Annotated in this window: 21 protein-coding genes and 2 pseudogenes; 9 read left to right on the top strand and 14 right to left on the bottom strand. The window is 38.6% G+C overall.

Annotated elements, in window-relative coordinates; translation table 11 throughout:
• Positions 1 to 34 precede the first annotated feature (34 nt).
• The 4 genes from E4O04_RS02505 to E4O04_RS02490 form a co-directional block, all read right to left on the bottom strand.
• On the bottom strand, positions 35 to 763 hold the full coding sequence (locus tag E4O04_RS02505; RefSeq protein ID WP_253692950.1) for a hypothetical protein: 729 nt from the start codon (positions 761 to 763) through the stop codon (positions 35 to 37).
• Positions 764 to 766: 3 nt separating this feature from the next.
• Positions 767 to 1,303 (bottom strand): DMP19 family protein, encoded by a 537-nt coding sequence (locus E4O04_RS02500; RefSeq protein WP_253709702.1) that lies wholly within the window; start codon positions 1,301 to 1,303, stop codon positions 767 to 769.
• 12 nt (positions 1,304 to 1,315) lie between these two features.
• Complete coding sequence (locus tag E4O04_RS02495) at positions 1,316 to 2,119, bottom strand: DUF2262 domain-containing protein (protein ID WP_253709700.1); 804 nt, start codon at positions 2,117 to 2,119, stop codon at positions 1,316 to 1,318.
• 138 nt (positions 2,120 to 2,257) lie between these two features.
• Positions 2,258 to 2,833 (bottom strand): glucosaminidase domain-containing protein, encoded by a 576-nt coding sequence (locus E4O04_RS02490; protein ID WP_253709697.1) that lies wholly within the window; start codon positions 2,831 to 2,833, stop codon positions 2,258 to 2,260.
• 104 nt (positions 2,834 to 2,937) lie between these two features.
• On the opposite strand from E4O04_RS02490, the gene E4O04_RS02485 reads away from it, so the two are divergent.
• The 4 genes from E4O04_RS02485 (at position 2,938) to E4O04_RS02470 (ending at position 7,657) form a co-directional block, all read left to right on the top strand.
• Positions 2,938 to 3,723: an ABC transporter ATP-binding protein gene (locus E4O04_RS02485; protein ID WP_371921880.1), complete on the top strand. Its 786-nt coding sequence runs from the start codon at positions 2,938 to 2,940 to the stop codon at positions 3,721 to 3,723.
• Positions 3,724 to 3,740: 17 nt separating this feature from the next.
• On the top strand, positions 3,741 to 4,541 hold the full coding sequence (locus tag E4O04_RS02480; protein WP_253709691.1) for an ABC transporter permease: 801 nt from the start codon (positions 3,741 to 3,743) through the stop codon (positions 4,539 to 4,541).
• A gap of 21 nt (positions 4,542 to 4,562) precedes the next feature.
• Entirely contained in the window at positions 4,563 to 5,348 is a 786-nt protein-coding gene (locus E4O04_RS02475; RefSeq protein ID WP_253709688.1) for an ABC transporter permease, read from the top strand.
• Between the two features lie 188 nt (positions 5,349 to 5,536).
• On the top strand, positions 5,537 to 7,657 hold the full coding sequence (locus E4O04_RS02470) for a methyl-accepting chemotaxis protein (protein WP_253709686.1): 2,121 nt from the start codon (positions 5,537 to 5,539) through the stop codon (positions 7,655 to 7,657).
• 456 nt (positions 7,658 to 8,113) lie between these two features.
• Here E4O04_RS02470 and E4O04_RS02465 read toward each other — a convergent pair.
• Positions 8,114 to 9,022, bottom strand: a pseudogene (locus E4O04_RS02465) (alpha-L-fucosidase); the annotation flags it as partial.
• Positions 9,023 to 9,173: 151 nt separating this feature from the next.
• Between E4O04_RS02465 and E4O04_RS02460 the strand changes: the two are divergent.
• Entirely contained in the window at positions 9,174 to 10,787 is a 1,614-nt protein-coding gene (locus E4O04_RS02460; RefSeq protein ID WP_253710794.1) for an ATP-binding protein, read from the top strand.
• Between the two features lie 49 nt (positions 10,788 to 10,836).
• Here the strand turns inward: E4O04_RS02460 and E4O04_RS02455 are convergent, their stop codons facing one another.
• On the bottom strand, positions 10,837 to 11,487 hold the full coding sequence (locus E4O04_RS02455; protein ID WP_253709684.1) for a Crp/Fnr family transcriptional regulator: 651 nt from the start codon (positions 11,485 to 11,487) through the stop codon (positions 10,837 to 10,839).
• A gap of 55 nt (positions 11,488 to 11,542) precedes the next feature.
• Between E4O04_RS02455 and E4O04_RS02450 the strand changes: the two genes are divergently transcribed.
• The 4 genes and pseudogenes from E4O04_RS02450 to E4O04_RS02435 form a co-directional block, all read left to right on the top strand.
• Positions 11,543 to 12,850, top strand: a complete 1,308-nt coding sequence (locus E4O04_RS02450) for an ABC transporter substrate-binding protein (protein WP_253709681.1) — start codon at positions 11,543 to 11,545, stop codon at positions 12,848 to 12,850.
• Positions 12,850 to 13,566 (top strand): GTP-binding protein, encoded by a 717-nt coding sequence (locus E4O04_RS02445; protein WP_253709679.1) that lies wholly within the window; start codon positions 12,850 to 12,852, stop codon positions 13,564 to 13,566. Before E4O04_RS02450 ends, E4O04_RS02445 begins: the two co-directional genes overlap by 1 nt.
• Positions 13,567 to 13,580: 14 nt before the next feature.
• Positions 13,581 to 14,648 (top strand): ATP-binding cassette domain-containing protein, encoded by a 1,068-nt coding sequence (locus E4O04_RS02440; protein WP_253709677.1) that lies wholly within the window; start codon positions 13,581 to 13,583, stop codon positions 14,646 to 14,648.
• Positions 14,629 to 14,811, top strand: a pseudogene (locus E4O04_RS02435) (hypothetical protein); the annotation flags it as partial. The gene E4O04_RS02440 and the pseudogene E4O04_RS02435, both read left to right, overlap by 20 nt.
• A gap of 280 nt (positions 14,812 to 15,091) precedes the next feature.
• On the opposite strand, the gene E4O04_RS02430 reads toward E4O04_RS02435, so the two are convergent.
• The 8 genes from E4O04_RS02430 to ftsH form a co-directional block, all read right to left on the bottom strand.
• A complete protein-coding gene (locus tag E4O04_RS02430) occupies positions 15,092 to 15,385 on the bottom strand; it encodes a hypothetical protein (protein ID WP_253709674.1) in 294 nt (97 codons plus the stop codon).
• A gap of 510 nt (positions 15,386 to 15,895) precedes the next feature.
• Positions 15,896 to 16,864 (bottom strand): formylglycine-generating enzyme family protein, encoded by a 969-nt coding sequence (locus E4O04_RS02420; protein WP_253709672.1) that lies wholly within the window; start codon positions 16,862 to 16,864, stop codon positions 15,896 to 15,898.
• 17 nt (positions 16,865 to 16,881) lie between these two features.
• The gene (locus E4O04_RS02415) at positions 16,882 to 17,253 is read right to left on the bottom strand and encodes a hypothetical protein (protein WP_253709670.1); all 372 of its coding nucleotides are present in this window, start codon (positions 17,251 to 17,253) and stop codon (positions 16,882 to 16,884) included.
• Positions 17,254 to 17,303: 50 nt separating this feature from the next.
• Positions 17,304 to 18,047: a hypothetical protein gene (locus tag E4O04_RS02410; RefSeq protein ID WP_253709669.1), complete on the bottom strand. Its 744-nt coding sequence runs from the start codon at positions 18,045 to 18,047 to the stop codon at positions 17,304 to 17,306.
• 448 nt (positions 18,048 to 18,495) lie between these two features.
• On the bottom strand, positions 18,496 to 18,810 hold the full coding sequence (locus E4O04_RS02405) for a hypothetical protein (protein ID WP_253709667.1): 315 nt from the start codon (positions 18,808 to 18,810) through the stop codon (positions 18,496 to 18,498).
• Positions 18,811 to 18,827: 17 nt separating this feature from the next.
• Positions 18,828 to 20,927: a heavy metal translocating P-type ATPase gene (locus tag E4O04_RS02400; protein ID WP_253709666.1), complete on the bottom strand. Its 2,100-nt coding sequence runs from the start codon at positions 20,925 to 20,927 to the stop codon at positions 18,828 to 18,830.
• Positions 20,928 to 20,956: 29 nt separating this feature from the next.
• Positions 20,957 to 21,175 carry a DUF6110 family protein gene (locus tag E4O04_RS02395; protein WP_253709664.1) on the bottom strand — a complete coding sequence of 73 codons (219 nt, stop codon included), beginning with the start codon at positions 21,173 to 21,175 and terminating at the stop codon, positions 20,957 to 20,959.
• A 49-nt stretch (positions 21,176 to 21,224) separates the two neighbouring features.
• A complete protein-coding gene (gene ftsH / locus E4O04_RS02390) occupies positions 21,225 to 23,231 on the bottom strand; it encodes an ATP-dependent zinc metalloprotease FtsH (RefSeq protein WP_253709661.1) in 2,007 nt (668 codons plus the stop codon).
• Positions 23,232 to 23,261 lie beyond the last annotated feature (30 nt).

Raw genomic sequence — 23,261 nt, 5'->3', positions numbered from 1 at the left:
GGAAAGGATAATCACTTCAAAACAGAGTAAAAGACTAAATATTTTCAGAGATAAAATGACTCAAATCATTTTCAATAAATGAATTAAATGATTTATTTATAATATGTATTTGATTTTTCCCTATATCATGCAAATATACAGAAGTTTCATGAGGTATGATATATAACTCATCCCCATCACTATTCAACCATAATTCCCCAAATTTAATATATTCCTTCCGTAATTCTAACATATCAAAATCAATAAGAATTCCTTCCATTTTTAATTGCGAAATACAATAAAAAAATGCAATCACATCACTATGTAATAATTTATAAAAGAATGATGAGGTTAATTTTTCTTCGGTTAAATTATTTTCCACAACATCATTTTTCAGTAAGTGTTTTTTTATTACGGTAAACAAGTTAGGGTAACTTTGCTTCAATTTGGTAAATTTCAAGTCAAAATCAATAATATCAACTTTGTCATAGTTCAAGGAGATATCATCTATTTGCTTTCGCCATCCTTCCATATAATTGACTTGTGAATTTTCGTTATAAGATTGATTTATAGATTTTAAGTATTCACGAGCCGCATTTTGAGATATTAGAGCGGCACCCATTAAACCTTGTGGCATCTTAGGTTTTATCTTTAAATACCACCGCGGCGACAAAAATTGTTTTGCAAATTTTTCATTTTGTTTCCACCAATCAATCCATTCTTCGGGTAGGAATAGTCCTTCAGATAAATGTTTTAGCCCGTTTATTATATTATTTGTTTCCATGTTCTAATCCTCATCTGTTTCGTAACTGCCGACGAAGACAAATTTTTCGGGGTTGTTTTTAATGTAGGTTATCAGTTTATCGTCAAATTCATCGTGATTATAATAGAACCTATCGTGCTTATCCAAAAAATCATTAAGAGCTTCTTCATCTTTTTTTTCCGCTTCTGAAAGCATATCCCAGCGCTGCTTCCTATCAAAAGAAATTGAGCCGCCGAAAAATTCTATCACCTCCAAAAAATTTTTGTATAAGGTATCGATACCGAAAAGCTTAAAACCTTCCAAGGCATCTTTCCACACAATACCTGTGGAGTTGAAAAAAAATTGATGATGACCGCCGTTATCTACTTCAGCCCCGTACCACTGCAGGGCTAATAAGTACCGCTGCTCCAAAGTAAAATCTTTAGCCGATTTTAAATACTCTTCATGCGTTCCGTAAATATTTACGGTGTACCACATCGGGTCGGCAAGCCGATAAAGGTCGATTTCTTCTCCCATTTCTTTAATAACTTCTACCGTTAGATTTTCGTTTATTGTTTTCACTTGTTAAGCTCCTTATCCTTCTATATTTGCACTATCGAGTTTTCCGTCAAGGTTTCCGTACACACAGATAATGTGCCCGAAAAACATATCATCATCATGCAGGTCAACAATAAAATTATTTTCAGGTTCGAGAACAATACTCGAAAGTTCAACCCTGTCGAAGAAGTCTTTTTTAGTAATTTCGGGAGTCTCCTTCTCCTGCCAATCATTTGCCAAGCCGGTAAGCTGTTCTGCTGCAAATTTTTTTATTCTGTTTAGCCACTCATCGAAATTTTTTGTTGCGGCTTTATAAGCACTCAAAATATTTTTTAATTCTTCCAAATCTTCCGTTTCTACATTCAGGTCAATATCTTCATCCTTATACTTTATTGCACCTTCGAACCAGTCATATTCTTTATTCAGAACAAAATAAAAATCCTCATCTTCATAGATAACTTCGGTATTATATTCTTTTAGAATTTTGTCAAATCTTTTATCTTTCACGCCCTCTTCTAAGACTTCTACGAGCATAAAAAGATGTTTATATCTCGAAGAAGAGCCGGGCTTTTGCGGGCGCACCTTCACTCGGAAGGCAGTTTGAGGTTTAAAATAATATTTCCAATCCCGATCTTCTACAAGCCACTCTAAGCGTATAGATTCGGAATGAAGTGAATTATCCGCAAGATCGATGAATGCTAAAGGACGATTTGACGGCGCCCACATATCGCCAAATTTAAATGCTCCGCCGGTTTTAGTTTCGATAAGCACTAAGATCTCTTTTTCTTCATTAAGAAATTTTGATTCAAACTGTTCTTTTGTACTTATGTTTTCTATCATGGTTCCTCCATAGATAAAGTTTTTTTACATTATCGCCCTTTAAGTATACAAGCTTTTATGCTTTTTGTAAACTCAGGTTTGTGGGCAGGTTTTTATATAATATAACTTGACAAGAGTATATACATTGAATAGTTCCGGTTAATAAATCGATTTGTACAATCTTTTCAATATGTTTTCAAGTTTTTTGCCGTAGTTTGGGTCTGCCGCCCAAGTTCCGGCAAGCCCGTAAATTGTAGGAGCCTTTCCCTTAGGATTAACATATTTATACCGCGGATCGGTTAGAGGGCGGACAAGAGGCCTGGATGCAGCATAGGCCTTTAGGTGCTGAACATGGGCTAAAACTCCCGTCTTCTCGGTTGGAAAACTCTCTCCTTTTTTTCCGTCTCCGATTGAACCAAGGCCGCAAAAATTATTCATCTCCTCGCTTACCAAACCTCCGAAGCGTAAAAAGCCTGTTTCCAAGCACATTTGTGAAAAAGCAATATCAGAATTTATTCCTTCCGCCTCAGACTCTTCTATATAAAATTGAGCAAGGCGCCTTACCTTCGCCTTATCGGCCTTGGGATTTTGGCTCATAAAAAAGGCGGTTAAATCCTCAGCCGAACATCTGCCTCGGCTTTCGATTAAATGAGGAGGACTTATAAACACACTCAAACATGAAAAAAACAAAAAAGATAAACCGAGAATGAAAATATAAAAAATCCGCTTTTTCATAACTAGAGTTTCGGAAAAAATAAATCAGACTTGAATTTTATATTGAACAATTTTTTTCAAAATGATATAATACCGCCCCAATAAAAATTTTTATGGAAAAAAGAATGATTAGGGTCAAAAATATTTGCAAAACATACAAGGTCTCAAAAAGAAATAAGGGCTTAAAAGAAGCAGCAAAGGCCCTCTTCAAAAGAGACTATGATTATATAAAAGCCCTAAACGATATTTCGTTTACGATTAATGAAGGAGAAACTGTAGGTTACATCGGTCCTAATGGAGCCGGAAAGAGCTCTACCATAAAAGTTCTTTGCGGTATTCTTACACCGGACTCCGGTACTTGCGAAATTGCAGGTCTTGTTCCATGGAAAAAACGAGTGGAATATGTAAAAAATATCGGCGTAGTTTTCGGACAAAGAACTCAACTGTGGTGGGACATTCCCGTTATAGATTCCTTTGAGCTTTTAAAGGATATTTATTCCGTGCCTCAAAATCTTTTTCAAAATAATTTGGAAGAATTGATAAGTCTTTTAGATTTAAAAGAAATTATAAAAACTCCTGCCCGCCAACTTTCTTTAGGCCAAAGGATGAAGTGTGAAATTGCGGCCTCTCTTTTGCACAGCCCAAAAATTCTTTTTTTGGATGAGCCGACAATAGGGCTTGACGCTCTTTCAAAATTGACGGTAAGAAAATTTATTTCGGAACTGAATAAAAAAAATAAAACAACAATTATTTTAACCACCCACGATATGCAGGATATTGAAGCAATTACCGAGCGCATAATTTTAATAGACAAGGGAAAAATTCTTTTGGACGGAACTTTAAAAGACATCAAAAAAGAAAACCTCTCTTTGGATGAAAGCCTCGCCGAGTTTTATAAAGAAAATTGCTAAAAAGGCTTTTACGGTTTATGAAAAAATATCTTTCTTTTTTTAAAATAAGATTTATCGCAAACTTACAGTACAGGGCTGCCGCTCTTGCAGGCATTTCGACTCAATTTGCATGGGGCTGCTTAACTATTATTTTATTCAAAGCCTTTTATGAAACCTCACCTCAAAATTTTCCTATGGGCTTTTCAGCCTTTGTTTCCTATATCTGGATGCAGCAAGCCTTCTTAGCATTTTTTGCAATGTGGACATTCGAGGGCGACATAACGGACTCTATTGTTTCAGGCTCCATTGTTTACCAAATGTCCAAACCGATCGAAATATACACTCTCTGGTTTACCCGCTCGGTTGCATTTAGACTTGCAAGAGGACTTTTAAGATGCTTCCCTGTTTTAATAATTGCCGCAATTTTACCCATGCCCTACCGTCTGATAATGCCTGACCCTATTACGTTTTTAATGTTTATAGCCTCCATGATTTTAGGCCTTTGTACGGCAGCTGCCTTTACCTGCCTCATATACGTGCTTTGCTTTTTTACGGTTTCTCCAAGAGGGCTTCAAATAGTATTTTTATCGGCTTCGGAAATGCTTATGGGACAGGTAATTCCCATTCCTTTTTTCCCCGAAACAATAAAAAAGATTTTGGAATTTTCTCCCTTCACAGGAATTCAAAATATTCCTTTAAGAATTTTTTCTTACGATATTTCATCTAAAGATGCAGGTAAAAAAATAATCCTGCAAGTATTCTGGCTCATCGTTTTATTTTTGTCGGGAAAACTTATTGCAAAGGCGGCAGAAAAAAAATTGGTGGTGCAAGGAGGCTAAATTAAAATTTTTAAGATAGGTATGAACGGTTTAAAACTTTATTTTAGATATATAGGTATTCTTTTAAAAAGCACAATGCAATATAAGCTTTCGTTTTTTTTATCGTGTTTGGGGCAGTTTCTTTTAACCTGCAACAGCGTCTTTGCTCTTTACTTTTTGTTTGCACGCTTTCAGTCCATAAAAGGATTTTCCTTTGCCGAAGTTATTTTTTGTTATTCAATAATGCAGTTGAGCTTTGCTATTACAGAAAGCTATGCAAGAGGCTTTGATTCATTTTCTTCTCTGATTATAAACGGAGATTTTGACAGACTTCTTTTACGCCCTCGAAGACTCACCCTTCAAGTTCTGGGAAGCAAATTCGAATTTTCAAGGATAGGAAGACTTATTATAGCCGTCATTTTATTTTTTTACGGTTTAAAATTCGGAAATATAGATTGGTCGTTTTTAAAGGCTCTGACCATTTTCTTTATGCTCTTAGGAGGCATGGCAGTATTTTCAGGACTCTTTTTAATCTATGCAGCTATTTCTTTTTTTACAATACAGAGTCTTGAATTTATGAATATTTTTACACATGGAGCCGGAACCTTTGCCTCATATCCCGTTTCAATATACGGAAACAAAATTTTACGCTTTTGCACATTTATAATTCCTTATGCTCTTTTTCAATACTATCCTCTTTTGTTTTTATTCGATAAATATGAAAACCCGGCCCTCGCCTTTTTACCCCTTCTTTCATTTTTCTTTTTAATTCCTGCCTATCTTTTTTGGCGATTCGGCGTATCAAAATATAAGTCGACGGGGTCGTAAAAATATAAGACTTATTTATTTCTATTTTATAAATTTTCTCCATTATAATATTTTCCATGTATCTATTGCATAAATGCCTAGTAAAAATAAAAAAATTAGTGTATAATTACTTTATCAACTCTTAAATGTATATTCAATAAAAATCAATTATAAATAGTTCTTAAAATAGTATTTTGAAGGAGCCGCATATGTTAGGTGGAAAAATTCATCAAAAAGAAAGAAGACGGTTTTCTATTTTAGGAAAATTGATTTTCTTTTTTGGTTTGTTAATCCTGGTTGGAGGCTTTACAATGGGTGCCGCTGCTTTGTTTGTAGCGAAAAATGCCTTAACAGGAAAAATTGAAGGTGCGCTAATAATGAAGGCAAAGGATACGGCTGAAATTGTTGATGGCAGAGTTAATTCTTTTTTACAACTTATGGAAGGGCTTGCACGTATTCCTGCACTTCGGGATTATAAACTCGATTTTTCAGAGAAAGCAGTAGCATTACAAAAAGATGCCAAGCGGAATAAAATGATAGAATACTTTGGAATTTCCGATAGACATGGGATGAGATATTCTGCTGATGGTACTTCTTTTTTCGTCGGAGATAGAGAATGGTATAATGAAGCTATAGAAGGCCGGAACTTTATTTCCGAACCTATGGCAAACCGTAAAACAGGCAGATTACAGATTATACTTTCCGTACCTATTTATGATGATGAACAAAATATTTTGGGGGTGTTCAGCGCCGGTATTAACGGATTAGTTCTTAGCGATCTGGTTGACGACATTGTAATAGGCGAAACAGGAGGCTGTTATATTATCGGGGCGGCGGGAACGACAATTGCCGACAAGGATCGGGAATTGGTTGAAAACCAAGAAAACAGCATTCAAAGGGCTGTGTCCGAGCCGGAACTTAAAAGCATTGCCGATTTTGAACAAAAGGTCTTAACATCTTCCGAAGCAGGTTTGGATCGATTTGTATACGAAGGTGAAGAAGAAATCGCCGCCTATTCTCCTATGAGAACCACAAACTGGAAAGTAATAGTCAGTGCTCCTGTTAATGAACTTATGCGTAGTCTTCAGCTCTTAAAAATTACAATGAGGCTTATCGGTATAACCATATTGATTGTATCTATCATTCTTACGGCTGTTATAGCCCTTACAATCGTAAGACCGATTACATCAGCAGTTAAAGCTCTTAAAAATATTGCAGATGGAGACGGCGATCTAACGGTACGCTTGCCCATCAAACGAAATGATGAAATAACCGATCTATCAAAATACTTTAACAGAACGATTGAAAAAATAGGAAACTCAATAAAGACAGTCGGTTCAGGAACTCAGGAAATGGAGCAGATAGGAAATGAACTTGCGAGTAACATGACTGAAACGGTAAGTGCAATACATCAAATAAGTACAAACATAGAAGGGGTGAAACAACAAGCCTTTACGCAGGCGGCAAGCGACACCGAGACATCAGCAACTATAGAACAGATTATTAAAACCATCACACAATTAAATGGAATGATAGAATCTCAGGCTGTTAGTGTGGCTGAATCTTCATCAGCAATAGAACAAATGGTCGGCAACATAAGCTCAATAACTCAGACTCTTATAAAAACGGATGAAGCCATCAAAAATCTTGCAGAAGCTACAGCCGAAGGAAAAGAAACTCTTTCAGCATCAAATACGGTAACGCAAAAAATTTCGGAAGAATCGGGCGGCCTTTTAGAAGCTTCAAGCGTAATCCAGCATATTGCAAGTCAGACAAATCTGCTTGCGATGAATGCGGCAATTGAAGCAGCTCATGCCGGGGAAGCGGGAAAAGGTTTTGCAGTTGTTGCAGACGAAATTAGAAAACTTGCAGAAGAATCCAGCTCACAAGGAAAAACGATAACTTCAACCTTAAAAATTTTAAGTAAAGAGATTGAAAACCTTTCCACATCTTCAAAATTAGCTGAAGAAAAATTTGACAGTATCTTTGCCCTATCAGAACAAGTAAAACAGATGAGTGAAACTCTGATGCTTGCAATGAAAGAGCAAGAAAACGGCGGCCGTGAAGTTTTAACGGCGATTCACGATATCAATTTAATCACATCGCGTGTAAATGATGGTTCGGCCGAAATGTTGGAAGGCGGAAAAAACATCGCTGTTGAAATGCAAAAACTTGACGATCTTACCAGAGTCATTACCGCAAGTATGAATGAAATGGCAGCAGGAGCATTTCAAATAAATGAAGCGACCCAAGAAGTCAATAGCATCTCTCAAAAAAATAAAGAAAATATAAGCAGCCTTGTCACAGAGGTTGAAAAATTTAAAGTATAAAACCTCATTTTTTTCTACCCTCAAAATTAGGTTGTCTTGCCTTAGCGCCTTCCGCGAGGCAGCGCAGCCTATTGTGGATACCGAAATTTTAAGAAGGCTTTCTATTTTTATGTTTTTTAAAATTTCCAATTCTTTTTTGTTTGCGGGGAAGCAAAATTCTTTTCCGTTTATTTCCAAAAACTCATCTTGGGATAAGGGCTTTTTTCTGACGAGGCTGATTGTCCACAAGTTTGTTTTGCTTAAGTCTTTTGACATTTTTAAGCTTAGCTCAAGTTCCGTACAAATAAAATGCGAAGAATAATAATCCTTTCCCGTAAAGCGGTATAATTTTTTTGTAAATGGAATTTCGTTTATTTTATCTTTTAATTCCGTAATAGAATCCTGAGGGATATCTAAATTTAATTCTTTACAAAGTCTTTGTGCGCACTTTTGAGAGGATGCCTTTGATTTAAAAAAACTCCCGATTTTTTTTAAAACCTCGGCTTCAAAAGCAACCACAGAGCCGTCTCCCTTAGGGCCGATGTTTAGAAGATAATTACCGCCCATAGCTCTTACCCTTATAAGACTTTCAATGAGCTCTTGGGCTTTTTTATTTTTATTGCCCCGCCTTTGCCACGAGCGGTAGCCCCATGTCTCATGGTAAATCGAAGCCGGAGTTTGCCAAGGAACATTTAAACTTTTATCGGGAAGTCTATTATCCCCCATGGTACAAAAATCTCCGCAGTCATTCCATATTCTTCCGTTGATCATCATATCGGGTTGAAGTTTCTGGGCAAGGGCTCTAACCTCTTCGCTTTGCTTTTTTGTCGGGAACCCCATATCCATCCAAAGCTCACAAAGAGGGCCGTAATTTGTAAACAACTCGGTCAGCTGCTCCAAATTAAATCTTTGATGCTTAGGCGGAATTTTATCGCTGTTATGATCGCTTATCGGAAGAGCGAATTCACAATCCCAATCTATCCAAGAAAAATAAAGCCCGAACTTTAAACCGTTTTTTTTGCAAGCTTGCGAAAGCTCTAAAATCAAATCCCGCTTTGCAGGTGTCTTTACCGAATTATAATTTGTAGTCTTTGTGTTAAAAAGACAAAAACCGTCATGGTGCTTTGCCGTGATAATAATGTATTTCATTCCTGCAGCCTTTGCGATAGTGCATATTTTTTCCGCATCAAAATTCTTGCAGGTAAATTTATTTTGCAAGGACTTATATTCTTCTTTGGGTATTTTACCGTGACTTAAAATCTGCTCACTGTAACCGCGCTTTACCGGTTCTCCCTTCCAAACGCCTCCGCACAAAGAGTAAAGCCCGTAATGAATAAACATCCCAAAACCTAATTTTTGCCACTGTATGATTTTATCCGGTTTCATAAGATTGAGTATATAGGATAGAATAAGAGATTTCAAGTGAGCAAAAATAGACAAGCCCATAAAATTTATCAATACTTGAATCCATGTAAATTATAATATATAATAGATAAAGGGAATAAGCACTTAACGATTGATTGGGGAGGCAAAAATGATGGATTTTTCACGGAAGATACCTATAGGCGTACAAAGTTTTGAAGATTTACGCAAAAAGAATTTTTTATATGCAGATAAAACGGAATATGTTTTCCGGCTTGCCAATTTCGGTAAGGTTTATTTTTTAAGCCGCCCCCGCCGTTTCGGAAAAAGCCTTTTTCTTTCTACCCTCGAAGCCTACTTTTTAGGAAAAAAAGAATTGTTTAAGGGGCTGTACATTGAAGCGGCCGAAGAAAACAGGGCTAAAAACGAAGGGACTGAAGCATGGACTCAATATCCCGTTCTTTACTTGGATTTTAATACGGGGCGGTATGATTTGCCCGAATCTTTAAATGAAAGCCTTGAATTCTTTTTAAGGGCAGAAGAGGAGCGTTTCGGTATACAGGGGAACGATTTATCTTTTGGTAAACGCTTTGCTTTTTTAATACAAACAGCTTATGAAAAAACCGGCAAACAGGTAGTTATCCTTGTAGACGAATATGATAAGCCCCTCTTACAAACAATGTATGTAAATGAAACCCTAAACGAAGAATTCCGCATCACACTCAAAGCTTTTTATTCCGTTATAAAAACTTGCGACAAATATATCCGCTTTGCATTTTTAACGGGAGTAACAAAATTCAGTAAGGTAAGTATTTTCAGTGACCTAAATAACTTACAAGACATAAGCCTTCACGAAGATTGCTCTGCTCTTTGCGGTATAACCCAAGAAGAATTAACGGTCGTATTTTCTCCCGAAATTCAGGTCTTGGCAGACAAAGAAAAGATAAGCTATGAAGAATGTTTAAGCCTTCTTAAAAGACGCTATGACGGATATCTTTTTGCAAAAGAAGGAAAAAGTGTTTATAATCCTTTCAGCCTTCTAAATGCTTTTTCGGCAAAAGATGTGGGAAGCTATTGGTTTGCTACTGGAACTCCGACCTTTTTGGTAAACTACCTCAAAGAAGCTGAGTATAATATTCCCGACTTAGACGGAAATGTTGAGCTTGATGAGGCAGGTCTTGCCGATTACCGAGCCGACACAAAAAATCCTCTGCCGATTTTATTTCAAGCAGGATATTTAACAATAAAAAGTTATGATTCAAAATACAAGCTTTATTCTTTGGGTTTTCCTAATGATGAGGTTCGTTACGGTTTTTTAAGCAATCTTTTGCCTGTCTATTCAGATATTAAAAATACTGAAACGGCTCATTCCGTCGCCCAATTTTCTAAAGATATTGAAAGAGGAAATGTAGATAATTTTATGGAAAGAATGCAGTCCATAATTGCCGGCATTCCTTACGATAATCTTCCCAAAGAAAAGTTAAAACTTAGAGAGCAAAATTATCAGACGGCTGTTTATTTGATTTTTAAACTTATGGGACAGTTTGTCGAAACAGAGATACACTGTGCTGCCGGAAGAGCAGACTGCATAGTTCACACGACAGATAAGGTTTATATCTTTGAGTTTAAACTTGACGGAAACGGAAGCTCGGAAGATGCGATAGCACAGATAAAAGAAAAAGGCTATGCAGCTCCCTTTAAATCAAGCGGTAAAAAAATAGTCTTAATCGGTTCATCCTTTGACGAAAAGGAGCGCACCATAAAAGACTGGAAAACCGAAAAAATTTAACATCCGCGTAACATCCGTTACCGACTTCTATTCATAAAATGCTTATAATCTACCTGTAATCTTCGAGTTTATCAAGGTTGACAATGATGGTATCTTTTTCGATTTTTAAAAGCCCATCTTTTTGCATGCTCATAAGCTCGCGGGATAAAGATGGCCGAGGAACTGCTAAGTATTCAGCCATAGCCTCTCTGTTTAGGTTTAGCTCAACCTTTGAACTTCCTTCAGCCTGCTGCAATAAATAGAGGGCTATCTTTTGACGAAGACTGAATGAAGAAAAGATAAGAAGCTTTTGGTTTAAAAAATAAGCCTTATGAGCCAAAATATTTAATAGGTTCTTTAGAACCTTAAAATGAGTTTCGGAGTACGCTCCGGTACCAAAGACACCTTCTATGGGGAGACGGAGAATTTCGGCATCGCTAATTACACGGCATGAGTAATCGTAGATAGCCGAATCCAAAAGAGCATAGACTTCGGCAAAAACCGTACCGGGGTTTTCAAAGCGGTTTACAATAAGCCGCTTTCCATCGGCAGTGTTTTTTTCGATTTGAACGATACCCGATTTTAAAACAAAAATAAAAGCGGGAGTATCGCCCTCAAAAAAGATAAAGGCATCTTTTTTATAGTTAAGGGTTTTGGCCTTGGTATTTTTTAAATATTTTTCTGCTTCTTGGGCGGATATATTTTTAAAAATAGGATTCATACTTTTAATTTCGGGTTATTTTAATTTTAACTTGATTATAGATCGGAGGATTATAATGAATAAATATTTTAATATGGATGAAAGTGTTTTCGATATTACCGAGCGCTTTCCTGAAACGATAAGATACTTGGCAGAAAAAGGCTTTACCCCTCTTACCAATCCCCTTATGCGCAAAATAATGGGGAAAAAGATTAGTCTTGAAAAAGCCCTTTTAACCAAGAATCTTGATATCGGCTTGTGCGAAAAAGAGCTTATTGAAGTTATCGAACAAAATAAAAATATCGGTTTTGCCGAAATAGATTCAAGCTTAGAAAAGAAAAACGCACAAAACACCGGTTATGATGACGGCAAAAAAAATATAAGAATTGAGGGAGTTCTTCCATGTCCTATAAGAATCCCCTTGCTTGAAGCCTTTAAAGAATTTCATTCCAAGTATATTGAAGAAAATAAAGATGAGCTTGAAAAACAAAACTATAAAATCAGCTATGATCTTCGTTCCGCAAACCTCGGAATCGACTGGATAATAAAAGAAGCTCAAACAGGAAAAAAAGAAAACCTTCCCGATATTCTCCTTTCTGCAGGGTTTGAGCTTTTTTTCGACAAAAAACTAATGGGCTCCTTTATCGAAAACAAAGATTTTCACTGTTCAATCGAAAAAATGAATAAGGACTTTTGCAACGATTATATAGACCTTAGAGACGGCAAAAAAAACTATGCAATTATCGGGGTAGTTCCCGCAGTAATGATTGTAAATACCGAAATGTTAAAGGGAAGAAAAATACCTGAAACTTGGGCAGACCTCCTTGCGCCCGAATTTGAAAACTCGGCAGCAATACCTTTCAGCGATTTAGACCTCTTTAATTCGGTCATCCTAAATATCTACAGCCGTTTTGGAGATGAAGGCATAAAAAAATTAGGCAGGGCTTGCCGCACCTCTCTTCATCCGGCACAAATGGTAAAGGGCAAGGCTTCTCTTATTTTAAAAGGCCCTAAGCCGGCAGCCAATGAACCGCCGGCCGTAAATATAAGCCCCTACTTTTTTTCTAAGATGATAAAAGAAGACTCGGCATTAAAAACGGTTTGGCCCAAAGACGGAGCCATAGCTGCCCCTATTTTTATGCTTGTCAAAAAAGAAAACGAAGCTCTAACCAAGGCCTTTGCAGACTTCTTTCTTTCGGAAAAAACCGGAAAGGTGTTTTCGGAAAGCGGTTTTTTCCCGTCGACAAATCCCGATGTGGATAACCGCTTAAGTGAAGATAAAAAATTTTCTTGGGTAGGCTGGGATTTTATTTACCAAAACGACATAGGTTCTCTTTTAGAAAAAATCAAAAAAGATTTTGAAATAGCTGCAGGAAAAATTTAATGAACTTAATAATATTTTCAGGCCCGCCTTCGTCGGGCAAAACGAGCGTAATCTTAAAAACAATTGAAGCTCTAAAAACACAAAATATAAAAACGGGGGCAGTAAAATTCGACTGCCTTTATACTGATGATGATCTTTTATATCAAAAGGCAGGCATACCCGTACAAAAAGGCATATCAGGCTCCCTATGCCCCGACCATTTCTTTGTGTCAAACATTGAAGAGGTTGTGCAATGGGGTATCAAGGAGGGGCTAGACCTTTTGATAAGCGAATCGGCGGGACTTTGCAACCGCTGCTCTCCCTATATAAAAAACATTTTAGGCATCTGCGTAATAGATAACCTATCGGGAATAAACACGCCTAAAAAAATAGGGCCTCTTTTAAAGTCAGCCGACATTGTGGTTATCACAAAGGGCGACATCGTTTCGCAGGCAGAGCGGGAAGTTTTTGCAGCCCGTGTAAATGCCGTAAATCCTCGAGCAATCATCATGCATGTAAACGGACTTACGGGGCAAGGAGCCTTTGAGCTTAGCACCCTTTTAACGGATAAGGCAGAATCTCTTTCTACAGTGCAAGGTATGGAACTCCGCTTTCCTATGCCGGCAGCCCTTTGCTCTTATTGTTTGGGTGAAACAAGAATAGGAGAAAATTTTCAGATGGGAAATATCCGCAAGATGAAGATTGCTGAAGAGCAGGGACTGGGAGAAAACAATTAATTATGGAAGAAACTATGAAAAATAATTTTAGTTTAAATGATGAAAATACAGAGGTTAAAAAACTTTCTGAAAAATCGATTCAAGATATTTTAAGCGAATACCCTTTTATTGAAGATTTTATAAATGAAAACCGCTTGATTGAAATAGGTATTTTAAAAAACAAAGAGCAGACTTTAAAAGAATTTTTACAATCTCTTTCAGACGAGCTTTGCGAAGAAGAAGCCGTAAACAAAGAAGAACTGTATGATGCCTTTTTTGAATATATAATTCAAATGAAGGCTTTTTTAAATTTGGAAAATGCAAACGAGGTTAAAAGTCTTACAATACTCCCTGGAACAAATAAGTCGGGAGAGGCGGAAACCTTTGATGAGCTTACCCTCTATACTTCTCAAATTATTTCGATTGTGGGCCCTACAGGTTCAGGAAAGTCAAGGCTCCTAGCCGATATCGAATGGACAGCTCAAGGGGACACACCCACAAGCCGCAGCATCTTGATTAACGGAAAAACGCCGGATAAAACAATCCGCTTTTCGGTAAACAATAAACTTGTAGCCCAGCTTTCGCAAAACATGAACTTTGTAATGGATTTGTCTGTAAAAGAATTTATAGAACTTCATGCCGAAAGCCGTTTAATAAAAAACAAGGAAGAGGCGGTAAAAAACATTATAGAGGCGGCAAACAATCTTGCAGGAGAAAAATTTAATTTGGACACACCCATAACGGCCTTGAGCGGAGGACAGTCGAGGGCTCTTATGATTGCGGATACGGCTATTTTAAGCTCCTCTCCCATCGTCCTCATAGACGAAATAGAAAATGCCGGTATAGACCGCAAAAAAGCATTGGAACTCTTGGTTTCAAAGGAAAAAATTGTTTTAATGGCCACACACGATCCGGCTCTGGCCCTCTATGCGGATAAGCGGATAGTTATCAAAAACGGAGGAATAGCATCCGTTATAGAAACTTCAAAAAAAGAAAAAGAAATTCTTGCCGAGCTTGAAATTATGGATGCAAAAATTCAAAATATGAGAACAAGGTTAAGGGCAGGAGAAGAGCTTGGGCTTACAGGCAAGGCAAGAATATAGATTAATGTCTACTTTTGAGATGGACGCTAGATATAAGGGTTTTTCTGAAGGCCTAAAGCAAAAATCAATAGAAACGGCTAAACTTATGAAAAACAGAGGTTATCCGATTTCTGAAATTTTATTAATGACCGGTCTTCCCGAAGCTGAGATTGAGGAACTGTAGATTAGGGGAGGTATAGCCGGCGAAGCTTCAAGGCTAAGAAACTTTTTCGGATAAAAGATTTCTTGACCTTGAAACTCCGTTGGTTGTTACCCTCCCCTATGACCCCTCCTATCTTCAAAAGAACCGCTTAGGGGCTCCGCCCCTAAGAACCCCTCGTCTTTACAAAGGCGAGGATAATTTAACCGCAAGGGCCAAATGTAAAATCGGCAGTTTAGAGCTTGTAATTCATAAGGGCAAAATTGTTCTGATAAACCTATATGATTAAAACAGTACTGTATCTCTATAACTTATTTAACGGAGCCAGTAAATTATCATTTCCTATTCTCATTGCATCTTCATTATAGGTGTTATTACATTCTTTACAAAGTGGAACTATGTATATGGTTCCACTTATCTGCTTACCATCTTTATTACATTTATACACATGTGCCCCACATTTATTATCATCGTCAAGCTTATTATCGCAATTAGCATTTGAACAATATGCAGGACAGTTTTTTCCTGTATATTGTTCCCATTTTTCAATCATAGATTCTTTCTGTGCTTTACGATTCCAATTTTTAACATAAGTCATTTTAATTTTTCTCCTTTAATCATTTTCTTCTAAACCGCCCTATGGACGGTTTAAAAAGTTAAATAGTTAATGCAGCACCGCCATGGACGGCGGTGGTTCTATTCTTGCGAGTTTTTTGCGAAGCAAAAATACTCGAAGCTTAAAAATGTACACGGATGTACATTTTTAAGCGGCTCAAGGGCCGGCAAGCCAAGCGGATGCCAAGATTGTTGTTCCTGTTGTCAGGACTGTTGTTGTTCCGGTAGCCTACAGTGCAGTTGTTCGCGTTGTTGTTCCAGCTGCCGCCGCGTTTAACACGGTTAGAGCCTGATGCGGCACCTTATAAGGTCCATACCGTTTTTTAGCCAAAAAAATTTAGAACCGCTAAAGCGGCTTACACAGTGCAGGTCAATCTTATTTTCAAAAATTTACTGCAACCACACCACACATTTTGCCTGTTCGGTTTCACCGCTTCGGGCGGCTTACGCTGCGCCCTCAGCTGCTCAACCTCTCCGGCAAAATGTGTGAACTCTAAGGCCGGCAAGCCAAGCGGATGCCAACACCGGCGTGGTAGTCAGGACTGTAGCAGTACCGGGAGCCTACAGAGCCGTCGGACGCGATGTCGTAATGGCTGCCGCCGCGACCAACACGGTAAGAGCCAGATGCAGGCCCTGCATAGTCCGCTCCCGGCGAAGCCGGCAAAGCGCCATACCAATCCCAGCACCATTCCCACACATTTCCCGACATGTCATATAAACCGTAGCCGTTAGGAGACTTTTTCTTTACCTCATGAGTTTTATTTCCGCTGTTTGACACGTACCAAGCATAGTTTTTAAGTTCAGCCTCGGTATCTGTTCCTGCCCATTTATCATCAGTTCCTCCCTTAGCAGCCCATTCCCATTCAGCCTCCGTTGGAAGTCTAAAGCCGTTTTTATTAATATTAAGTTCGGCCTTATCCCAATCTGTATTACGAGTAGTAGGAATTTGATCAAAGTTAAGATTTTCAAAATCGACGGGATTTCCTCCAACATTTACCGTATAGCAGGGTTCAAGCCCCAGTTTTATACTGAGTTTATTACAAAAAGCTATTGCATGATACCAGTTTACACTTTCTACAGGACGCTTTCCCTGTGTTTCGCCTGCAGCAGGTTCTTTGCCGGAGCTTCCATCAAACCAGCTCGGATTATTGCCCATCACCGCCTGCCACAATTCCTGCGTTACCTCTGTCTCCCCTATCAGATAGGCACTTAAACTTACGGTATGAGGCTTATTGTCAACGTAATAATTATGTCCCAAGGACGCATCCACAGCAGCTATGCCTTTCATAGTAAATTCGACTGAACCTACAGTATATGTCTTATCAGTAGGAGTACCTCCTCCGGATTTTCCCTGACCTGTAGGACAACCGGTCAATAAGAGCCCCGCAGCCAACAACAATGCAGTAATAGATACTGCCCGATTTAAGACCTTAGTCTTAAGTTTGAAATTAGTGTTCTTCATAACTAATTTTCTCCTTATTAAATAATAAATTCTATTTTGCATTTTATAGTTGCTATAATAAAAAATATTATAACAGCTGCAAAAATAATGCCGTAAAATAATAAAAGAGTTTTTGAAAAAGTCGAACATACCCAACTATTTTTACCGGTGTTAAATACAGAAGCATTCATATCAAAATCTGTATTATCCTCTTTTCTTACTTTATTGTATAAAGCCCTATACATTCTTTCTTGACTGAGGAAAAATCCGTCCAAGGCCCAAAGTCCGATAATTAGAATAAATACAGGAAAACAATATAAAAACCTTATTTCTTGTTTCGACAACAAGGTTATACCTGCTGTAGCAATGGCAATAGCCCATCCTTTTATCATAAATGAACACTTTGCCATACGAGTTATAACTCCCTGTATAAACTCCAAATGTTTTTCTTTAGCAGTGCTCATGGGTTTTTAATAAAACCTCCAGTATAATCTCTACAAATTTCTGTCAATACATTTAATGCTTCCTGACCTTTGATATGTTCTTCTTTACACGTATCAAGCCATATCTTTAAATCATTAAAAGTAAAATTTCGAAAATTAGAAAAATCCGTATCAAAAAACACTTGAACGCTTTCATTATATTTTTCTGTACTGTGTATAATATTACTAATGGATATTTCACTGTATATCCATGGAGACAAAGTTTGATGGTTATTGTTTATAGTAGAATTTTTACTTTTTATAAAAAACAAGGCTTTACACCTGTTAATCATTTTAAATAAAGCAACATTTAAAATAGCAGAACTTTTAATAATATTATCATTAAAACAGCCACAATCATCATATTTTGTAATTATATCTGCTAATATGCGATAGTGTTCCCAAACATCAGCGTCAATAAAACATTCTAGATCAAATGTTGTTTCTATCAAATTTTTTAATGCACGAGCAATCTCTAAATCATTGTGAGAGTGTGATATAAAAATATCAGCTCTAATTTCTGGAAACCATTCTTTCTCTATATCTGCTGAACTTATTTGGAAATTTTCACCATCACCTTTTAATATTTTATTGAATTTAGCTATTAATCTGCTCATATCTTCATTCACTTTATTAGGTTCTTTGGGATCTGTATTTTTTAAAAATTTTACTAATGATAATGACTTATCCGTCATTATATCTAATAAAAATTTTTCTTTCATGTTAATCCTTTCCCTCACTTAGAGGGTTTATAATTTTTGAGTTTTAAGCTCAACTATAATTCCACACTTATCCCAAAGGATAAGAGCTCCTGTCTTTTCCTTTCATATTGTACATTGGTCATTCATTTCCAAATCATAGCTGTTTTCCTCCTTTTAAATAGGATAAATTTATACAAAAAACCGCAGAGCCGAATAAATTCAGCCATGCGGTTTATAAATTGAGAAAAATAAATATTAGCAGCTTTAATTAGAGATATTTTACTTAATAGAGAAATTGGGGGGGGGGGGGGGGGGGGAAACCTAGGCTAACATTTTTATGCACATAATCGGCACACAAAAAATTACAATGAGAAAAACCGAATTTTAAGTCTAAGTAAGATTTTACTCTCATACCTATTATTATACTCCAAAATATATAAAAATCAACTAATTTTCCTAAAATTACTTTTTACGCATTTTTTAATTTTTCCCAAAGCTCTGAAATTTTTTGGATGATCACTTCCTTTTCGGCCTTGCCTAAAGTGTAAGCATCGGAAAGTTTTTTTAACTCAGGCAAGTCTTCTCTAAAAATTTCAAACTTCGATAGGGGCAGAGCCTTTGCATCGTACTCAATACAAAGGCTTCCTGTCCTCTCATTCCTTTCAATTTTGCGGACAGCCTTATGTGAAGATGCAGCCTTTTCAAAGGCTTCAAAAATATCCTTATCTTTTATCATCTCGCCCCTGAGCCTTATATGCCCGGGAAAAAAACTTGAAACGGTCATTATAATATTTTCCTCTGTTAAACACTTTTATCAAGCGGCTCTTCATAGCTTCTCATAGCCGACATACCTATGGCCACTGTAGAACCGTTATGTATTAGGGCCGCTGCAGCCGGAGCAATAGAACCGGCCAGTTCTCCTGCAATAAGCCCTGAGTTAATTCCTATAATAAGCTTGTTATTGATATTAATCCTATTAATCAAACCCATCGCAATTTTTCTTAAAAGGGGTAGAGCTCTCAGGCCGTCATCGGGAAGGAGGATGTCTGCCGTTTCTCCGGCTATGGAAGAAGCCTGCCCCATTGCAATCCCGACATCGGCCTCCGAAAGGGCAGGCGAATCGTTTATACCGTCGCCGACCATTACAACAAGCTTGCCCTCTTCTTTTAATCTTTTAATAAAATCGGCCTTTGTATCGGGCAGGGCCTGAGCATGGTAGCGGTCAATACCGGTTTTTTTGGCTATGCTGCGGGCAGTCTGAGGCCCGTCCCCCGTAAGCATAATTATATTTTTTATCCCCAGCTTGTGAAGCTCTGAAACAACTTCCTTGGCTTCAGGGCGTAAGGGGTCTTCTATTGCAATAATCCCTGCAAGCTCCTTTCCTACCGATAAATAAAGCTGTGAGCAGCCTGTCTTTGCCAAATCCTCAATAGCCATTTCGGCCTCTTCAGTTTTTGGAATCCCCTCATCATCGAATATAAAATGAGAGCTTCCTATGCGCAGCTCCTCTCCGTTTAAGGTTGAGGCAAGACCGTGAGCCAAAATATAAGAAACCTTTGTATGTTCTTCCCTGTGTTCGATTCCCCTATTTTCAGCTTCCCGAACAACAGCCCTTGCAAGGGAGTGAGGAAAATGCTCTTCAAGACAGGCGGCTATTTTAAGTACAGATTTCTCCGTTCTGCCGCCGAAAGTAACTATCTTTTTAACTGAAGGTTGGGATTCCGTAAGAGTCCCGGTCTTATCAAAGACAATCGTATCGGCACGGGCGAAGTCCTCTAAAAACTTCCCGCCCTTTACGGTAATGCCGTGTTCGGCACAGTTTTTCATGGCTGAAAGCACACAAACAGGGGCCGATAGCTTCATCGCACAAGAATAATCGACAAGAAGGGTCGAGGCAGCCTTTGCAAAGTTACGGGTAAAGGCATAGGTCAAACCTGCAAGCAGGAAGTTATAAAAAACGAGCCTGTCAGCTGTTCTTTCAGCCCTTATTTGTGAAGCAGCCTTTAAAGATTGAGAGCGGTCAATCATATCGGCAATCTTGCTGACTCTGGTTTCCCTGCCGCAAGCTTTTACACAAACATGAATCTCCCCCTCTTCAACTACGGTAGAAGCAAAAACCGTATCTCCCGGAATCTTGTGTACAGGCAAGCCTTCCCCTGTCATCGAAGCCTGATTAACCGAAGCCTCCCCGGCTACGACCGTGCCGTCGGCAGGAATAACGGAGCCTATCCTAAGAACAACCGTGTCCCCGGCTTGAAGAAGATTGGCTGAAATTTCCGTTTCATCCCCGTCCCGTAGGACGTGTACTATTTCCTTTGTGTTTAAAAAGCTTTGGGCTAAATTTTCATAGGACTTACGCCTTGTATAATCTTCCAAGATTTCGCCCATCTCCAGCATCATGGCAATGGTTCCGGCCGTATTTAAATCCCCGCTTGCATAAGCCAGAGAAAGGGCTGTTGCATCAAGGGTCTCAGCACAAAAGGGCTTCCCGTCAGCCAAGGCTTTTATTCCGATTCTTACACGCGGCATAATTGAAGAAAGAGCTAGGATTTTTCTGACAGGAAAGGGTAAAAGCTTACGGATAAAAAATTCTGCAAGCAGGCCGGCCAAAGAAACGGCTAAACTCGGCGTTACAACAGGCTCATCTATACTTGCCAATAATTCTTCATTTTCAAGATAGGAAGAATTTAGAGCTCTTATATAAGAAAGAGCTTCTTCTTCGCTTATGCCTGAATATTCAATTAAAATACTTCCTGAAACCGGATTTACTCTTATAGAAACTATACCTTCCTGAAGGGACACAAGAGCCTCGACAAGGACAGCTTGTTTTCGGCTTAAACCTTTTCGGTTGTACCTCAAACGCAGACGTCCCGGAAGGCGGTGAGCTATATAAAAATTCATAAAGATTCTAATGGATAAGAGATCTTAGTCTATTTTGCTTCTGCTGCTTCTTTATTATAAGCGGCTTCTGCCATTATATCCTGAGCATCTTCTTTTACGGTTTCGACAAAAGCAGTTGCCTCATCTTTTAATTTTAAGCCTGCTCCGATTACCTTGGCACAAGCCTTTTTAAAGCTCGCATTTCGAGCTAAAAGAACTGCGGCTCCGCCTGCAGCAACACCGAGTGCAAAAGCTCCCCATCTAGTCATATAAAACCTCCGTAATTAATAGCCGTATTCTATCATTTTTTTACCATATTTACAAGCCGACAGAAGCGGTTTCTACATTTTCCGTTTCTTCTTTATCAAAAAGCTGAGGTGTCTTTTCTTCTGCGATTATCGCATCAAACTCTTCGTTTTCTATGGTTTCTTTTTCTAAAAGAGTTGTGGCGATCTTCTCTAAAAGATGCTTTTTGTCGTTAAGCATTTTTATAACAACCTCGTAGCGGGTATTGATTATCTTTGCGATTTCTTCATCAATGTACTGCTGGGTTGTTTCTGCATATTCGCGAACCAATTGCGGTTCATTGTCTCCTAGGTAGCCTGCCCCCCTCTTGCTTAAAGCGACGTTTTTAAACTTAGAGCTCATACCGTAGTCGGTAATAATGCTTCGGGCAATGTCGGTTGCACGGGAAAGGTCGTTTGCAGCTCCGGTAGAAACCATATTGAATTTTACCTGTTCGGCAGCCCGTCCGCCTAAGAGAACGTCTATTTCAGCCAAAAGCTGCTTTTCGGTAACAATGTGCTTATCGTCTTCAGGAATATGGAAGGTATAGCCCAAGGTGGAAGTTCCGCGCGGAACAATCGTAACCTTATGAACCTTGTCTGCTCCCTCGGTAAAGCTTCCGACAATGGCGTGGCCTGTTTCGTGATAGGCTATTACTCTTCTTTCTTCTTCGCGGATTACGCGGGATTTTTTTTGTAAACCTATCATAGCCTTTTCGACAGCCTCATCCAAGTCCGTCATAATGACGGTTTTTCTTTTGGCTCGAACAGCCAAAAGAGCCGCTTCGTTTATGATATTTGCAAGGTCGGCACCCGAACAGCCTGCCGTAATGCGGGCTATCGAAGCAAGATCAGCCGAAGCATCCAGTTTTACATTTTCTGCATGGAGTTTAAGAATTTGCTCCCTACCCTTAACATCGGGGCGGTCAACTACAACCTGCCTGTCAAAGCGGCCTGGGCGCAAAAGTGCGGGATCCAAGACATCGGGGCGGTTGGTGGCGGCTAAAAGAATCAAGCCGGTCTTATTGTCAAAGCCGTCCATTTCGACTAAGAGCTGATTGAGGGTCTGCTCCCTCTCATCGTTTGAGCTGTAAGAATTATGGCGCGACTTTCCGATGGCATCCAATTCGTCTATAAAGATAATACAGGGGGCTTTTTCGCGGGCCTGCCTAAAGAGGTCGCGCACACGGGAAGCTCCTACGCCGACAAACATTTCAACAAAATCGGAACCGCTTATCCTAAAGAAAGGAACTCCGGCTTCTCCGGCGACTGCCCGTGCAAGAAGGGTTTTTCCCGTTCCGGGAGGGCCTACCAAAAGAACACCCCGCGGAATCTTTCCGCCTATTTCGGTATATTTTTGCGGATATTTTAAGAAGTCTACAACTTCCATTAGTTCTTCTTTGGCCTCGTCTACACCTGCAACATCCTTAAAACGGGTTTCGACCTTTCCCTCGTCTATTGCGGCACTACGAGCCTGCCCGGGAGAAAAAATACTTCCGCCCAAACCGCCCATACCCTTGGTCATCCGCCTCATAATGGCACGCCAAACAAGGAAGATTAAAAGGAAGGGAAGCACCCATTGTAAAAGAAGCTCAACCAAGTAGCTTTTTTCCTTGGGCTTTATATGGTAAACCACATGATGCTCGTCCAAAAGCTGTAAAAACTCCGAGGTGTAAATACCGACGGTCGTATATTCATTAGTATTTTGTTTTACCGATAAAAACGAAAAAAGGGATGTATTGGACGGCTCTGCATCCTGTATGCTTGTGTATCCAGTAAAATAAACAGGGCCTAAAACAACTTTTTTTATCTGTCCCGAGGTAATTCTATCCTTAAATTCCGAAAAGGGAATCAAGGCAGAACTATTGAGGATCATCAACTGATTAATTAAGATAAAAATGACAACTACAAGGGGTGCTAAAAGCCATAAAGAAAAAAAAGGCTTTTTGGGAGACTTTTTATCGTCTCCGTCGGAATCCGGCCCGAAGTTAAAAAAATTAAAGGGATCATTTTGGTTTTTATCGTCGTTATTTTTACTCATACATTCTCCAATATATCTTACTATAATACA

It is taken from the genome of Treponema sp. OMZ 799 (assembly GCF_024181365.1).
Classification (GTDB): domain Bacteria; phylum Spirochaetota; class Spirochaetia; order Treponematales; family Treponemataceae; genus Treponema_B.
This window is presented reverse-complemented; position numbering and strand designations above follow the sequence as displayed.

Bases quoted from the DNA above. Each gene is read 5' to 3' on its own strand.
- E4O04_RS02455 (WP_253709684.1), bottom strand. From the start codon at position 11,487: ATGAATCCTATTTTTAAAAATATATCCGCCCAAGAAGCAGAAAAATAT.
- E4O04_RS02400 (WP_253709666.1), bottom strand. From the start codon at position 20,927: ATGAATTTTTATATAGCTCACCGCCTTCCGGGACGTCTGCGTTTGAGG.
- E4O04_RS02495 (WP_253709700.1), bottom strand. From the start codon at position 2,119: ATGATAGAAAACATAAGTACAAAAGAACAGTTTGAATCAAAATTTCTT.
- E4O04_RS02415 (WP_253709670.1), bottom strand. From the start codon at position 17,253: ATGGCAAAGTGTTCATTTATGATAAAAGGATGGGCTATTGCCATTGCT.
- E4O04_RS02445 (WP_253709679.1), top strand. From the start codon at position 12,850: ATGAACTTAATAATATTTTCAGGCCCGCCTTCGTCGGGCAAAACGAGC.
- E4O04_RS02485 (WP_371921880.1), top strand. From the start codon at position 2,938: ATGATTAGGGTCAAAAATATTTGCAAAACATACAAGGTCTCAAAAAGA.
- E4O04_RS02490 (WP_253709697.1), bottom strand. From the start codon at position 2,833: ATGAAAAAGCGGATTTTTTATATTTTCATTCTCGGTTTATCTTTTTTG.
- E4O04_RS02505 (WP_253692950.1), bottom strand. From the start codon at position 763: ATGGAAACAAATAATATAATAAACGGGCTAAAACATTTATCTGAAGGA.
- E4O04_RS02450 (WP_253709681.1), top strand. From the start codon at position 11,543: ATGAATAAATATTTTAATATGGATGAAAGTGTTTTCGATATTACCGAG.
- E4O04_RS02480 (WP_253709691.1), top strand. From the start codon at position 3,741: ATGAAAAAATATCTTTCTTTTTTTAAAATAAGATTTATCGCAAACTTA.
- E4O04_RS02430 (WP_253709674.1), bottom strand. From the start codon at position 15,385: ATGACTTATGTTAAAAATTGGAATCGTAAAGCACAGAAAGAATCTATG.
- E4O04_RS02470 (WP_253709686.1), top strand. From the start codon at position 5,537: ATGTTAGGTGGAAAAATTCATCAAAAAGAAAGAAGACGGTTTTCTATT.
- E4O04_RS02440 (WP_253709677.1), top strand. From the start codon at position 13,581: ATGAAAAATAATTTTAGTTTAAATGATGAAAATACAGAGGTTAAAAAA.
- ftsH (WP_253709661.1), bottom strand. From the start codon at position 23,231: ATGAGTAAAAATAACGACGATAAAAACCAAAATGATCCCTTTAATTTT.
- E4O04_RS02405 (WP_253709667.1), bottom strand. From the start codon at position 18,810: ATGACCGTTTCAAGTTTTTTTCCCGGGCATATAAGGCTCAGGGGCGAG.
- E4O04_RS02410 (WP_253709669.1), bottom strand. From the start codon at position 18,047: ATGAAAGAAAAATTTTTATTAGATATAATGACGGATAAGTCATTATCA.
- E4O04_RS02420 (WP_253709672.1), bottom strand. From the start codon at position 16,864: ATGAAGAACACTAATTTCAAACTTAAGACTAAGGTCTTAAATCGGGCA.
- E4O04_RS02460 (WP_253710794.1), top strand. From the start codon at position 9,174: ATGGATTTTTCACGGAAGATACCTATAGGCGTACAAAGTTTTGAAGAT.
- E4O04_RS02475 (WP_253709688.1), top strand. From the start codon at position 4,563: ATGAACGGTTTAAAACTTTATTTTAGATATATAGGTATTCTTTTAAAA.
- E4O04_RS02395 (WP_253709664.1), bottom strand. From the start codon at position 21,175: ATGACTAGATGGGGAGCTTTTGCACTCGGTGTTGCTGCAGGCGGAGCC.